This is a genomic window from Microbacterium sp. ABRD28, from assembly GCF_003850245.1.
In the GTDB taxonomy this organism is placed as follows: domain Bacteria; phylum Actinomycetota; class Actinomycetes; order Actinomycetales; family Microbacteriaceae; genus Microbacterium.
Map to the genome: position 1 here is coordinate 1,897,553 of NZ_CP031015.1, position 12,864 is coordinate 1,910,416.

13 protein-coding genes and 1 tRNA gene are annotated in these 12,864 nt (G+C 70.6%); 9 read left to right on the forward strand and 5 right to left on the reverse strand.

Translation table 11 applies throughout. The features are described 5' to 3' along the window. Positions 1–7: 7 nt before the first annotated feature. Together DT073_RS09185 and DT073_RS09190 are read left to right on the forward strand one after the other, a co-directional pair. A complete protein-coding gene (locus tag DT073_RS09185; RefSeq protein ID WP_124293117.1) occupies positions 8–538 on the forward strand; it encodes a MaoC family dehydratase in 531 nt (176 codons plus the stop codon). A gap of 5 nt (positions 539–543) precedes the next feature. Next, positions 544–1,353, forward strand: a complete 810-nt coding sequence (locus tag DT073_RS09190; RefSeq protein WP_124293118.1) for an HpcH/HpaI aldolase/citrate lyase family protein — start codon at positions 544–546, stop codon at positions 1,351–1,353. Here the strand turns inward: DT073_RS09190 and DT073_RS09195 are convergent. Both DT073_RS09195 and DT073_RS09200 read right to left on the reverse strand, forming a co-directional pair. After that, the gene (locus DT073_RS09195; protein ID WP_124293119.1) at positions 1,343–1,957 is read right to left on the reverse strand and encodes a histidine phosphatase family protein; all 615 of its coding nucleotides are present in this window, start codon (positions 1,955–1,957) and stop codon (positions 1,343–1,345) included. The two genes, DT073_RS09190 and DT073_RS09195, sit on opposite strands and share 11 nt — an antisense overlap. Positions 1,958–1,994: 37 nt before the next feature. After that, the gene (locus tag DT073_RS09200; RefSeq protein WP_442927901.1) at positions 1,995–2,849 is read right to left on the reverse strand and encodes a Sir2 family NAD-dependent protein deacetylase; all 855 of its coding nucleotides are present in this window, start codon (positions 2,847–2,849) and stop codon (positions 1,995–1,997) included. A gap of 107 nt (positions 2,850–2,956) precedes the next feature. Here DT073_RS09200 and DT073_RS09205 point away from each other — a divergent pair, with 107 nt between their 5' ends. Beyond that, the gene (locus DT073_RS09205) at positions 2,957–3,769 is read left to right on the forward strand and encodes a TrmH family RNA methyltransferase (protein WP_124293121.1); all 813 of its coding nucleotides are present in this window, start codon (positions 2,957–2,959) and stop codon (positions 3,767–3,769) included. Positions 3,770–3,775: 6 nt separating this feature from the next. Here the strand turns inward: DT073_RS09205 and DT073_RS09210 are convergent, their stop codons facing one another. Continuing rightward, on the reverse strand, positions 3,776–4,606 hold the full coding sequence (locus tag DT073_RS09210; protein ID WP_124293122.1) for an SGNH/GDSL hydrolase family protein: 831 nt from the start codon (positions 4,604–4,606) through the stop codon (positions 3,776–3,778). An 89-nt stretch (positions 4,607–4,695) separates the two neighbouring features. Between DT073_RS09210 and DT073_RS09215 the strand changes: the two genes are divergently transcribed. Then, complete coding sequence (locus DT073_RS09215) at positions 4,696–6,546, forward strand: DEAD/DEAH box helicase (RefSeq protein WP_240638509.1); 1,851 nt, start codon at positions 4,696–4,698, stop codon at positions 6,544–6,546. 83 nt (positions 6,547–6,629) lie between these two features. Beyond that, the gene (locus DT073_RS09220; RefSeq protein ID WP_124293123.1) at positions 6,630–7,766 is read left to right on the forward strand and encodes a VIT1/CCC1 transporter family protein; all 1,137 of its coding nucleotides are present in this window, start codon (positions 6,630–6,632) and stop codon (positions 7,764–7,766) included. A gap of 48 nt (positions 7,767–7,814) precedes the next feature. On the opposite strand, the gene DT073_RS09225 is transcribed toward DT073_RS09220, so the two are convergent. Beyond that, positions 7,815–7,899, reverse strand: a tRNA-Leu gene (locus DT073_RS09225). A gap of 141 nt (positions 7,900–8,040) precedes the next feature. Between DT073_RS09225 and DT073_RS09230 the strand changes: the two genes are divergently transcribed. Then, the gene (locus tag DT073_RS09230) at positions 8,041–9,342 is read left to right on the forward strand and encodes a M20/M25/M40 family metallo-hydrolase (RefSeq protein WP_124293124.1); all 1,302 of its coding nucleotides are present in this window, start codon (positions 8,041–8,043) and stop codon (positions 9,340–9,342) included. 40 nt (positions 9,343–9,382) lie between these two features. After that, a complete protein-coding gene (locus DT073_RS09235; protein ID WP_124293125.1) occupies positions 9,383–10,213 on the forward strand; it encodes an undecaprenyl-diphosphate phosphatase in 831 nt (276 codons plus the stop codon). 18 nt (positions 10,214–10,231) lie between these two features. Here the strand turns inward: DT073_RS09235 and DT073_RS09240 are convergent, their stop codons facing one another. Then, positions 10,232–11,098, reverse strand: coding sequence for a PAC2 family protein (locus DT073_RS09240; protein ID WP_124293126.1), 867 nt, complete (start codon positions 11,096–11,098; stop codon positions 10,232–10,234). 86 nt (positions 11,099–11,184) lie between these two features. Between DT073_RS09240 and DT073_RS09245 the strand changes: the two genes are divergently transcribed. After that, positions 11,185–11,871 carry an HAD family hydrolase gene (locus DT073_RS09245; protein ID WP_240638527.1) on the forward strand — a complete coding sequence of 229 codons (687 nt, stop codon included), beginning with the start codon at positions 11,185–11,187 and terminating at the stop codon, positions 11,869–11,871. Then, positions 11,868–12,857: a tRNA (adenine-N1)-methyltransferase gene (locus tag DT073_RS09250; protein ID WP_124293127.1), complete on the forward strand. Its 990-nt coding sequence runs from the start codon at positions 11,868–11,870 to the stop codon at positions 12,855–12,857. Before DT073_RS09245 ends, DT073_RS09250 begins: the two co-directional genes overlap by 4 nt. The last annotated feature ends 7 nt before the right edge of the window (positions 12,858–12,864 follow it).

Genomic DNA, 12,864 nt, shown 5'->3' on the forward strand with positions numbered 1-12,864 from the left:
CGGCACCGTGAACGACGACTCCGAGCGCCCCGGCGCCATCCAGCGCGGACTCTACTTCGACGAGTTCGACGTCGGAGCCCGCTACCTGCACCGACCCGGGCGGACGGTGACCGAGACCGACAACGTGCTGTTCTCGGCACTGACGATGAACTCACAGCCGCTCCATCTGGATGCAGCGTGGGCAGCCGACAGCCCCTTCGGTGAGCGGCTGGTCAATTCGATGTGGACCCTGGCCACGATGGTCGGGGCTTCGGTGTCGCAGCTGACGCTGGGGACCCTCGTCGCGCAGCTCGCCATGACCGACATCACCTTCCCCGCGCCGCTCCGCCACGGTGACACGCTCTACACCGAAACCGAGATCCTCGACACGCGTCGTTCGGCATCCCGCCCGGGTCAGGGGATCGTCACGATGCGCCATACCGGGCGGAATCAGGACGGCGTCGTGGTCGCTTCCGCCACCCGGGTCGCCCTGATGTGGTGCCGGGATGCCGTCGGCGGGACGGCGAGCGCCGCCTCCGAGACCCCAGAGGAGGTGTGAGAAGGATGCTGCCCACTCCGGCTCTCCTCTTCTGCCCGGCCGACCGCCCCGAACGGTTCGGCAAAGCGCTCGAGCGCGCCGATGCCGTCATCCTCGACCTGGAGGATGCCGTCGGGCACGACCGCAAGACCGCCGCGCGCGGCGCCGTGATCGATGCCGACCTCGACCCGTTCCGCGTCATCGTGCGGGTGAATCCGGTGGGCACCGAGGCATTCGCCGCCGACATGGCGACCCTGTCGCAGACAGACTTCCGGACCGTGATGATCGCCAAGGCCGAGAGCGCCAAGGCGCTGCGCGCCGTCGACCGGCGCTTCTCGATCGTCGCCCTGTGCGAGACGGCCCGCGGCGTGGCCGCCGCGGAGAAGCTCGCCGCACACGACCAGGTGGTGGGCCTCATGTGGGGCGCGGAAGACCTCGTGGCAAGCCTTGGCGGCACGTCCAGCCGCAAAGGCAACGGGCGCTACCGAGACATCGCCCGGTACGCGCGGGCGCGCGTGCTGCTGGCGGCGGGTGCCCAAGCCAAGGCGGCCATCGACGCGGTGCATCTCGACATCGCAGATGTGAAGGGGCTCGCGCGGGAGGCCGCCGACGCTGCGGCGTCGGGGTTCACCGCCACCGCCTGCATCCACCCCTCGCAGGTGCCCGTGATCCGCCGGGCGTACCGGCCCGATGAAGCGACGATCGCGTGGGCCCGGAGCCTCCTCGCCGTCGCCGAGGATCGGCCCGGGGTGTTCACCCACGAGGGACGCATGGTCGACGAGCCGGTCCTCCGGCACGCCCGCTCGGTGATGGACCGCGCCGCCCTCACGGCGTGACGTCGACCGGCAGCACGAGCCGGAGTGCGCCGCCCTCGATCTCGAAGCGGTGCAGCGAGCCGTTCGGCAGTCGGATGCCGGGCTCGGGCAGGCGGTCGTCGGTGGCGTGCCCGATCACCTCCCGGATGAGCGCTCCGTGCGCGACCGCGATGAGCGGGGGAACGGTCCCGTCGACGCTCGCGTCCTGCCGCGCACGCACCAGCGTCGCGGTCGCGCGGGCGCGGAGGTCGGCTCGCGTCTCGGCGCCGGGGACGTCCGCGATGTGCCAGTGGCCCCAGCGACGCTGGAACTCCGCGGTGACGAGGCCCTCCGCCTCCCCGTACGCACGCTCGCGAAGACCCGGGTATCGGCGCGGCGTGGCGAGTCCCAGCGCAGCGGCGATGATGTCTGCCGTCTCCGAGGCCCGCTGCAGGTCGCTGGAGACGATCACGGCGCTCTCTGCGGCATCCGGAATCGTGCTCGTGAGCTCTGTGCGCAGCTGCTCCGCGGCCTCACGGGCCTGCGCGCGGCCGGTGTCGTTGAGGGGGATGTCGGTGAGCCCCTGGATCCGTCCGGCGCGATTCCAGTCGGTCTCGCCGTGGCGGACCAGGATCAGTGAGCTCACCGCATGAGCGTACCGGGGCGCGGCTGAGGGTCCGCCCTCAGCGGGCGTCGGGCGCCGGGAGGTTGTCGGCGAGGAAACGCAGGACCGGTGACGTGCCGGCGTCGATCTTGACCGTGGCACGCGCATCGCCGCGCGTCTGCCCCCGATTGATGATCACCACGGGGAGTCTCCGCCGTCGCGCGCGCTCGAGCAGACGGATGCCGGAATTGACCACCAGCGATGACCCGGCGATCACCAGCGCATCGGCCGTGCGAAGGATCTGCTCGGCCTCGCGGAACTTCTCGGCCGGGACGAACTCGCCGAAGAACACGACATCGGGCTTGAGCATGCCGCCGCACACCGTGCAGTCGGGGAGGATGAATCCGTCGGTCGCCGAGGGCACGACATCCCCATCGGGTCCGAGCGGAACCGCGTCCGGGACGGTCAGCCACGGGTTGTCGCGCTCGACTCGGACCGCGAGATCACGGCGGTCGAACACCTGGCCGCAGTGCGTGCAGAACACGCGACGCATCGTGCCGTGCAGCTCCACGACACGGCGGCTCCCCGCGCGCACGTGCAGACCGTCGACGTTCTGAGTGACCACTCCGGCTGCGATGCCGCGACGCTCGAGGTCGGCGATCGCCCCGTGACCGGCGTTCGGGCTCGCGGCGGCGAACGCTCGCCATCCGAGATGGGAGCCCACCCAGTAGCGGCGACGGGCGGCGGCATCGCCGAGGAACTCCTGTGCCGTCATCGGAGTGCGCACGGGGGCGCCCTCGCCGCGATAGTCGGGGATCCCCGAGTCTGTCGACACGCCGGCGCCGGTGAGGATCGCCAGCCGACGGCCTCGCAGCACGTCCAGCGCCTCGGAGACGGCCGGCGTCTGAGAACTCAGATCGGTCGTGACGGTCACAGACACCCCCCTTCGCCGAGTGTAGGTCGCCGGGTTCAGGTGACCGAGTCTAGGCCCGGTGCTTTGCGGCGATGTTACGAGAGACGCCCGGGTGCGAGAGTGGTCGGATGCAGCTGCACGAGATCGACGATCCTGGCGACGATCGCCTTTCGGACTACCGCGACCTCACCGACGTGGCTCTGCGGCGGGTGCGCGAGCCCGAGGAGGGGCTGTACATCGCGGAGTCGGCGAAGGTGATCGGCCGGGCGCTGGCGGCGGGGCATCGTCCGCGTTCGGTCCTGGTGCAGCGCAAGTGGGTCGACGACGTCATGCCGCTTCTCGCCGAGACCCCCGAGGTCGATGTGTTCGTCGTCCCGGCGGCCGTCGCCGAGGCCCTCACCGGCTACGCCGTGCACCGTGGGGCCCTCGCCGCCATGCACCGCCCGGCCCTTCGGAGCGTCGCCGACACCGTCGCGGGGGCGCGGACGGTGGTGGTCCTCGAGGACATCGTCGATCACACCAATGTCGGTGCCGTCTTCCGCAATGCCGCCGGGCTCGGCGCCGACGCCGTCCTGGTCTCGCCGCGATGCGCCGACCCGCTCTACCGCCGGAGCGTCCGAGTGTCGATGGGGACCGTCTTCCAGGTGCCCTGGACGCGATTGGCCGATCCCCGTTCGAGCGCCGCCGAGCTGGCATCGATCGGCTTCCACGTCGCCGCGCTCGCCCTCACCGACGAGGCGGTGACCCTCGACGCCTTCGCGCGCGACCGGCCGGATCGGGCGGCCCTGCTCCTCGGCGGCGAAGGACACGGTCTGTCGCGCCGGAGTCTCGCCGACGCCCATTCGGTGGTCACCATCCCGATGACCGGCGGCGTCGATTCGCTCAACGTCGCCGCGGCGAGCGCGGTGGCCCTGTGGGCACTCACGCGCGAGGCGCAGTGACGCCGCTCAGGAGTCGTCCGTGGACCGGATGATCGGCAGGGGCTCGGGACGCTTGGGCACGACGGTGTCGCCCGAAGACTGCTGCCGGAGTCGTCGCAGTACCCACGGCACGAGGTACTCCCGTGCCCACACCAGGTCGTTCGACCGGGCCTGACGCCAGGTGCGCACCGGCAGGGGATCAGGCGTCATCGGCTGGAGGTCGTTGGGTACGGCGAGGGTGCGCAGCACCATCCGGGCGACTTCATGATGACCGAGCGAGTTGTAATGGAGCCTGTCGTCGTCGAAGAAGCGCATGTCCTGCACCTCTTTGAGGGCCCACTGGTCGGCGACGATGCAGTCGTACTGCTCCGCGATCGCGCGGATGTTCTCGTTGTAGATGGCGACTTTGCCGCGGATGCCGCGGAACACCGGGGTGAAATTCGTGTCGATGCCGGTGAAGACCACGAGCGTCGCACCGGAGGTGGACAGTCGCACCACGGCATCGTGGAAGATGTCGGCCACCACGTCCGGATCCGAGCCCGGGCGGATCACGTCGTTGCCGCCGGCGGAGAAGGTGACCAGATCGGGTTTGAGCTCGAGGGCGGGTTCGACCTGTTCGTCGACGATCTGACGGATCAGTCGACCCCGGATCGCGAGGTTGGCGTAGGAGAAATCGGGCACCTGACGGGAGAGCACTTCTGCCACGCGGTCGGCCCAGCCTCGGTGCCCACCGGGTGAACCGGGCTCGGGGTCGCCGATGCCCTCGGTGAACGAGTCGCCCAGGGCGACGAACCGCCGCCAGGGGTGCAGTTCGTGGTTCGCGGCATAGGGGCTCGGGTGGTCGGGGGTGGTCGACATGGGGCTTCCTCGGCTCGTGGCTTGTGTCGAGGGTAGCGTCCGAGGCGTCGTCTATCGTGGTGACTCGTCGTGTTCGGGAAGGGGGAGCTGTGGACGAGGCCGCGCTGACCGACACCGCCGGCGAGACCGACGTCCACCTCGGCAGCTTCGCCGCCGAGCACCTGTCGCCGACCTGGCCGCAGCGGGCGCCGTGGGGCACCGCGCAGCGGCTGCGCGCCTGGCAGGCCGAGGCGCTGGATCTCTATTTCTCGCTCGACGGCCCCGACGGTCCGGGCGCGGGACCGCGCGATTTCCTCGCGGCGGCCACCCCCGGCGCCGGCAAGACGACCTTCGCGCTGCGACTGGCCACCGAGCTCCTTCGGCGCCAGGTGGTCGACCGTGTGGTCGTCGTGGCCCCCACCGAGCACCTGAAGTCGCAGTGGGCCGACGCGGCGGCACGCGTGTCGCTGCGCCTGGATCCGGCGTTCAGCAACCGGTTCGTCGCGCCCTCCCGCCAGTACCACGGGGTCGCGGTGACCTACGCGCAGGTCGCGGTGAAGCCCTCGGTCCATCAGCACCTGACCGACTCGGCGCGCACCCTTGTCATCCTCGACGAGGTCCACCACGGCGGCGACGCCCTCAGCTGGGGCGATGCGCTTCGGGAGGCCTACAGCCGGGCGACCCGGCGGCTGCTGCTGTCGGGGACCCCCTTCCGCAGCGACACCGCGCCCATCCCCTTCGTGGAGTACCACCCCAACGACAAGGGAATCAGGATCTCCCGGACCGATTACGCCTACGGCTATCGCCGGGCCCTCGAGGACGGGGTCGTGCGCCCCGTGATCTTCCTCGTCTACGCCGGGCAGATGCGGTGGCGGACCAAGACGGGCGATGAGATGGAGGCCCAGCTCGGACAGGACAACACCAAGGACATCACCTCCCAGGCGTGGCGCACCGCACTCGACCCCGAGGGAGACTGGATTCCCGCGGTTATCCGCTCGGCCGATCGTCGACTCAGCGAGGTGCGCGAGCAGGTGCCCGATGCCGGTGGTCTCGTGATCGCGACCGACCAGACCGCGGCGCGGGCGTACGCCGCGATCCTGGAGGGCATCAGCGGTGAACGACCCACGGTCGTGCTCTCCGACGAGGCGGAGGCGTCGTCGCGGATCGAGTCGTTCTCGGCGGGGACGTCGCGGTGGATGGTCGCGGTGCGGATGGTGTCCGAGGGTGTCGACGTTCCGCGCCTGGCCGTGGGGGTCTACGCCACATCGGCGTCCACCCCGCTGTTCTTCGCCCAGGCCATCGGGCGTTTCGTCCGCGCTCGGCGTCGCGGCGAGACCGCGAGTGTGTTCCTGCCGAACGTGCCGCAGCTGTTGGCGCTCGCTCACGAGTTGGAGCGCCAACGCGATCACGCCCTCGACCGAGACAGCGACGGCGACGACGAGTGGAACGCCGAAGAAGATCTGATGGACGCCGCGGAGCGCGAGGAGAAGGCCTCCGACGCACTGACGCAGGAGTTCACCTTCCAGGCGCTCGGGTCGGCCGCTCATTTCGACCGCGTCATGTTCGACGGCCGGGAGTTCGGTCAGCTGGCCGTGCCCGGAACGCCGGAGGAAGAAGAGTTCCTCGGACTTCCGGGCCTTCTCGAACCCGAGCATGTCCACGAGCTGCTGCTGCAGCGTCAGGCGCGCCAGAGCCGTCATCGCAAGGTTCGGGAATCAGCGGCGGCCACGGGGTCCGAACCGGCGGCGCCTGCACCTCCCGCGGCCCTGCACCGCACCCTCAAGGAGCAGCGTCAGCTGCTCAACAGCCTGGTGGGCCTGTACGCCCGGCAGAGCGGTGAGCCGCACGGTGCCGTCCACGCCGAGCTGCGGCGCATCTGCGGAGGGCCTGCGGTCTCGCACGCCACCGTGGCGCAGCTGCAGGCGCGGATCGACGTGCTGCGCGCGCGCGTCCGGTCCTGAACGGGGCGCCGCTTCGGTCGTCCGAAATGCTGGCAATCCGCGGCCTGGTGAGAGCCCGCGGGGCGGCGGTGGTTAGCGTGGAGATGTTCCCACCCCTGAAACGAGGTCGATTCCGCGTGCCCGCCGACGCCCCCGCCGCCCCTCCTCACATCACCGCCCGCGACCGCCGCCGATGGGCGCAGTACCTCGTCGACGAACGCGCCGAGGCGCGCGTCTACCGTGAGCTCGCCGCCCGACGGGAAGGGGAGGAGCGCGACATCCTCCTCGCCCTCGCGGAGGCGGAGGGTCGGCATGAGGCGCACTGGCTCGAGATGCTGGGCGGGGAGCCCGACCGGCTCCCGCGACCGGATCTGCGCACCCGCGTGCTCGCACTGCTGGCACGGCGCTTCGGCTCGATCTTCGTCCTCGCACTCGCTCAGCGGGCCGAGGCGCGGTCGCCCTACGAGGCCGAGCCCTTCGCCTCGGCCTCGATGGCCGCCGACGAACGCATCCATCAGGAAGTGGTCCGCGGGCTGGCCGCCCGGGGCCGTCGACGGCTGTCGGGATCGTTCCGCGCCGCCGTGTTCGGCGCGAACGACGGACTCGTCTCGAACATGGCCCTGGTCATGGGTATCGGCGCCACCGGTGTCGCCCCCTCGTTCGTGCTCTTCAGCGGCGTCGCGGGACTGCTGGCCGGTGCGCTGTCGATGGGGGCGGGGGAGTTCGTCTCCGTGCGCTCGCAGCGTGAGCTTCTGGCGGCCACCGAGCCGAACAACGACGCCGACCACGTCCTTCCCGACCTCGACCTGGACGCCAATGAGCTGGCACTGGTCTACCGCACCCGGGGGATGTCGGAGGCTGACGCCGACGCGCGGGCGCGGGCGGTCGTCGGCGCGGCCCGCGACGCGGACCGGAGCGTCCCCTTCCGACTGGCCGCCGAGGACTCCGACGCGCACGATGTCATCGGTCGCGACTGGGGTGCGGCGCTATCGAGCTTTCTGTTCTTCTCCTCGGGTGCGGTGATCCCGCTCCTGCCGTGGCTGTTCGGACTGTCGGGGACGACCGCCATGGTCTGTGCGTTGGTGCTCGTCGGCATCGCGCTCCTGGCCACCGGGGCGATGGTCGGACTGCTCTCGGGCGGCCCGCCGCTGCGGAGGGCACTGCGGCAGCTCGCCATCGGCTACGCGGCCGCGGCGGTCACCTACGTTCTCGGGCTCGTCTTCGGCGTCGCGGTGGGGTGACCGACGAGAACAGAAAAACCCCCGGCGAACCGGGGGTTTTTCTTGTTGTGCGCGAGGGGGGACTTGAACCCCCACGCCCTATACGGGCACTAGCACCTCAAGCTAGCGCGTCTACCTATTCCGCCACCCGCGCATGGGTGTTTCGGTCGTGCAACCGAGGATCGACATTACCACGTCCGCGAGGTCGCTCGTGCGCACGGGTGGGGACGCGATCCCGAAGGGCGTCGGATCCGGTCGCAGATCGCGGGCACCGCGGACGGGTAGGTTAGTCCGCATGCCGACGCCCGGATCCGACCTCCCCGAAGTCGCCCGCATCGCCCAGGACCTCATCCGATTCGACACCACCAACTTCGGCGGCGGTCGATCCCGCGGCGAGCGTGAGGCCGCCGAGTACGTCGGTGCCTTCCTGCAGTCGCTGGGACTGCAGCCGGAGTACTACGAACCCATCGATCGGCGCACCAACGTGATGGCCCGCGTGCCCGGCCGGAATCCCGACCGGCCGGCCCTCGTCCTGCACGGGCACCTCGACGTCGTCCCCGCCGTGGCCGAGGATTGGAGCGTCGATCCCTTCGGCGGCGAGGTGCGCGACGGCATGCTCTGGGGTCGCGGAGCGGTCGACATGAAAGACATGAATGCGATGATCCTCGCCTCCGTCGCCGACATGCTCCGCTCCGGCGAGAGGCCGGACCGCGATCTCGTGCTGGTGTTCTTCGCCGACGAGGAGAACGGTGGCATCGAAGGATCCCAGCTCGTCGTGCGCGACCGCCCCGAGTGGTTCGCCGGGGCGACGGAGGCCATCAGCGAGGTGGGCGGCTACTCGATCAGCGTCGCAGACCGTCGCGCGTACCTGTTGCAGGTGGGGGAGAAGGCGCTCGTCTGGATCCGGCTCATCGCGCGGGGACGCGCCGCCCACGGCAGCAGCTTCCACCCCGACAACGCCGTCACCCGCCTCGCCGAAGCGGTGGCAGCGCTCGGCCGTACGGCGTGGCCGGTGACGCTGACCGACACGACGTCGCAGCTCGTGGCCGCTCTCGGTGCCCTGTCCGGCCGCGCCGGCGACGACCCCGACGAGCTGGCCGCCGAAGCCGGCCCTGCGGCGGGATTCCTCCGCGCGACGCTGCGGACGACCACCAATCCCACCGGGCTGACCGCGGGGTACAAGCACAACGTCATCCCCGATCGCGCGGAGGCGCTCATCGACGTCCGCGTCCTCCCCGGCACCGAAGACGCCGCCCTGGCCGACATCCGTCGCATCATCGGCGACGACGTCGAGGTGGAGGTGGTTCACCGTGACATCGGGCTCGAGGTTCCCTTCTCGGGTGACCTCGTGGATGCGATGGTGCGGGCGCTCGGCGTGCACGATCCGGGCACCCCCGTCATCCCCTACCTGATGGGCGGCGGAACCGACAACAAGGCCCTGGCCGAGCTCGGGATCGCGGGGTACGGATTCGCACCGCTGCGCCTCCCTGCCGATCTCGACTTCACCGGCATGTTCCACGGCGTCGACGAGCGGGTGCCGATCGCAGCGCTCGAGTTCGGTCAGCGGGTGCTCACCGACCTGCTGCGCACCTGCTGACCCGGCGCCGCTCCACGTCACCGTCCACCGAAAGGCGCACATGCAGCTCATCGAGGCGATCTTCCTCGGCATCGTCCAGGGCCTCACCGAATTCCTCCCGGTCTCCTCCAGCGCTCACCTGCGCATCGTGGGGGAGTTCCTGCCGTCCGCGCAGGATCCCGGGGCGACCTTCACCGCGATCACCCAGATCGGCACCGAAGCGGCCGTCCTGCTGTACTTTTGGAAGACCATCGTCCGCATCATCTCGAGATGGGCGCAGTCGTTGGCCGGGCGGGTGCCCAGGAACGATCCCGACGCGCGCATGGGCTGGCTGATCATCATCGGCACCATCCCGATCGGCGTCCTCGGCTTCCTGCTGCAGGACGTCATCCGCGACACCTTCCGCAACCTCTGGCTCGTGGCGATCGTGCTCATCTTCTTCGGTCTCCTGCTCGGGGCTGCCGACCGCTGGGGCGCGCGGCGGAGGGAGCTGAGCGACCTGACCTACCCGCACGGTCTCGCCCTCGGCTTCGCCCAGGCGCTCGCCCTGGTGCCCGGTGTCTCGCGCTCAGGTGCGACCACCACCCTCGGGCTCGCCCTCGGCTACACCCGCCCCGCCGCCGCCGAGTACGCGTTCCTGCTCGCCGTGCCCGCGGTGTTCGGCAGCGGCTTCTACGAGCTGCTGCAGAGCTTCGAAGAGCCCGGCGGCCCCTACAGTCAGCTCGACACGGCGGTGGCCACGCTCGTGGCCTTCGGCGTGGGCCTCGCCGTCATCGCCTTCCTGATGCGCTACCTCAAGCGCGGCAGTTTCCTGCCGTTCGTGATCTACCGGGTCGCGCTGGGCGTGCTGCTCATCGTGCTGCTGTCAGTGGGAGTGCTGCAGCCGTACTGATCAGGGCCCGCGGGCCGATCACGAACGGCGGGGGTCGTCCCGGCCCGGTTTGGTCGGCCCGTCGCCGCGGCGACGCAGGTAGCGTTCGAACTCCTGCGCGATGGCGTCGCCCGAGGCTTCCGGCGAATCCCACGTGTCGCGCGTCCGCTCGAGCTGACGGATGTACTCCGTCATCTCCTCGTCGTCGGCCGCTGCGGCGTCGATGGAGGCCTCCCAGGCGGCCGCCTCCGTGGACAGATCGCCACGAGGAACCTGCGCGCCGGTGAGATCCTCCAGGCGATCCAGGAGTGCCAGCGTGGCCTTCGGCGACGGGGTGTGCCCCGCGACGTAGTGGGGCACGCTCGCCCACAGGCTCGCGGTGGGGATGCCTGCGGCCTCGGCCGCGTGTGCGAGCACGCTCAAGATGCCCACCGGCCCCTCGTAGGTGCTCTTCTCGAGGTCGAGGGTCTGGCGCAGCTGCTCGTTGTCGCTGCCGGCGAACACCGAGATCGGGCGGGTGTGGGGGACATCGGACATCATCGAGCCGAGGGCGACGAAGCCGGTGACGTCCTCCCGGAGGGCCGCGTCGATGATCTCGGAGGCGAACGCCTGCCAGGCGCGTGCCGGCTCGACGCCGGTGAGGAGCCAGAGCTGGGTACCGCGGGTCTGCCGCACCGGCCGCAGGAGACTCGTCTCGGGCCAGGAGAGCTTCCGCCGTCCCTCGCCGTCGATGGAGACCTGGGGTCGGGTGTACTGGTAGTCGAAGTACAGCTCCGGGTCGACGGAGAAGACGGATTCGTAGCCGTCCGTCCCGCGGATCTGCGCCAGGGCCGACGACGCGGCCTCTCCCGCGTCGTTCCATCCGTCGAACGCCGCGACGATCACCCTGCGTCCCAGACCCTCCACAGGACCTCCCTCGGCCCGCCGGCGCGGGCTGCTACCCAGGATAGGCGTCGCGCGGGCCGGACGGGGGCGCCCGGTAGCCTTGAGCGGTGCATTCCCCCTCCCTCGCCGCCGTCCTCTGGGACATGGACGGCACACTGGTCGACACCGAGCCCTACTGGATGGCGGCGGAGACTCCGCTGGTCGAACGCTTCGGCGGGACCTGGTCTCACGAGCAGGCACTGAGCCTGGTGGGCCTGGGACTGGAGGATTCGGCGCGCATCTTCCAGAACGCCGGTGTGCGGATGGGGATCCACGAGATCATCGACCACCTCACCGACGAGGTGATGCGACAGCTCGCCGTCACCGGCGTGCCGTTCCGCCCCGGCGCCAAGGAGCTGCTGCGAGATCTCAAGGACAGGGGCGTGAAGACGGCGCTGGTGACCATGTCCATGCGCCGGATGGCGACCACCGTGGTGGACCTCATCGACTTCGAGGCGTTCGACGTGGTCATCGCCGGTGACGACGCGACCCGCCCCAAGCCCTTCCCCGATCCGTACCTCCAGGCCTGCGACCTCCTCGGCGTCGCCCCGGCGGACACGGTCGCGATCGAGGATTCGCCCAACGGACTGCGCTCGGCCGTCGCGTCGGGCGCCTCCGTGATCGGGGTGCCGCTGATGGTCTCCCTCGCCGGGGCGGGGGCGCACACGATCTGGGAGAGCTTGGAGGGGCGCACCACAGCGGACCTGCAGGCGTTCCATACCGCCCGCATCGCCCGCGCGGGGGCCCACGCGTGAGCGGCCGGTGGAGCGGACCCTTCCGCGTCGGCGAGCGGGTGCAGCTGACCGGACCCAAGGGGCGACTGCACACGGTCACCCTCCGCGAGGACGGGGAGCTGCACACTCATCACGGCGTCCTCGCCCATCGCGACATCATCGGCATCCCCGACGGTTCCGTGGTCGTCGGCAGCGGGGGGCACGAATACCTCGCCCTCCGGCCGCTGTTGCGCGATTTCGTCATGTCGATGCCCCGGGGCGCGGCGATCGTCTACCCCAAGGATGCCGCGCAGATCGTCGCCGACGCCGACATCTTCCCCGGTGCCACCGTGGTCGAGGCCGGCGTCGGTTCCGGCGCGCTGGCGCTCTGGCTCCTGCGAGCGATCGGACCGGAAGGGCGGCTGGTGTCCTTCGAACGGCGGGAGGACTTCGCCGAGGTCGCGCGTGCGAACGTCGCGACGTTCCTGGGTGAGGAGCCGCCCGCGTGGCGCGTGGTCGTCGGCGACCTCGTCGACGAGCTTCCCCGGAACATGGAGAACGGCACCGTCGACCGCGTCGTCCTCGACATGCTCGCGCCCTGGGACTGCATCGACGCGGTTGCCGATGCGCTCGTCCCCGGTGGCGTCGTCATCTGCTACGTCGCCACCGCCACACAGCTGAGCCGGGTCGCCGAGTACATCCGCGGCACCGGCCTGTTCACCGACCCCGAGGCCAACGAGACCATGGTGCGCGGCTGGCACGTCGAAGGGCTCGCTGTGCGCCCCGATCACCGGATGGTCGCCCACACCGGCTTCCTGCTCACCGCCCGCCGGCTCGCGCCTGGCGCCGTGCTCCCCGAGCGCAAGCGTCGCGCGTCGAAGTCGAGCTACGGCGACGAAGACGTCGAGCTGTGGACGCCGGGCGCCGTCGGCGACCGGGAGATCACCGACAAGAATCTGCGCAAACGCGTCCGCGAGGCGCAGCGCGCCGCAGACGCCCGCACAGGGGGCGCCCAGGGGTCCGCCTAAACTAGCC

Excerpts from the sequence above, each read along its gene's own strand:
- DT073_RS09190 (WP_124293118.1), top strand. The coding sequence starts at position 544 with ATGCTGCCCACTCCGGCTCTCCTCTTCTGCCCGGCCGACCGCCCCGAA.
- DT073_RS09205 (WP_124293121.1), top strand. The coding sequence starts at position 2,957 with ATGCAGCTGCACGAGATCGACGATCCTGGCGACGATCGCCTTTCGGAC.
- DT073_RS09210 (WP_124293122.1), bottom strand. The coding sequence starts at position 4,606 with ATGTCGACCACCCCCGACCACCCGAGCCCCTATGCCGCGAACCACGAA.
- DT073_RS09220 (WP_124293123.1), top strand. The coding sequence starts at position 6,630 with ATGTTCCCACCCCTGAAACGAGGTCGATTCCGCGTGCCCGCCGACGCC.
- DT073_RS09230 (WP_124293124.1), top strand. The coding sequence starts at position 8,041 with ATGCCGACGCCCGGATCCGACCTCCCCGAAGTCGCCCGCATCGCCCAG.
- DT073_RS09235 (WP_124293125.1), top strand. The coding sequence starts at position 9,383 with ATGCAGCTCATCGAGGCGATCTTCCTCGGCATCGTCCAGGGCCTCACC.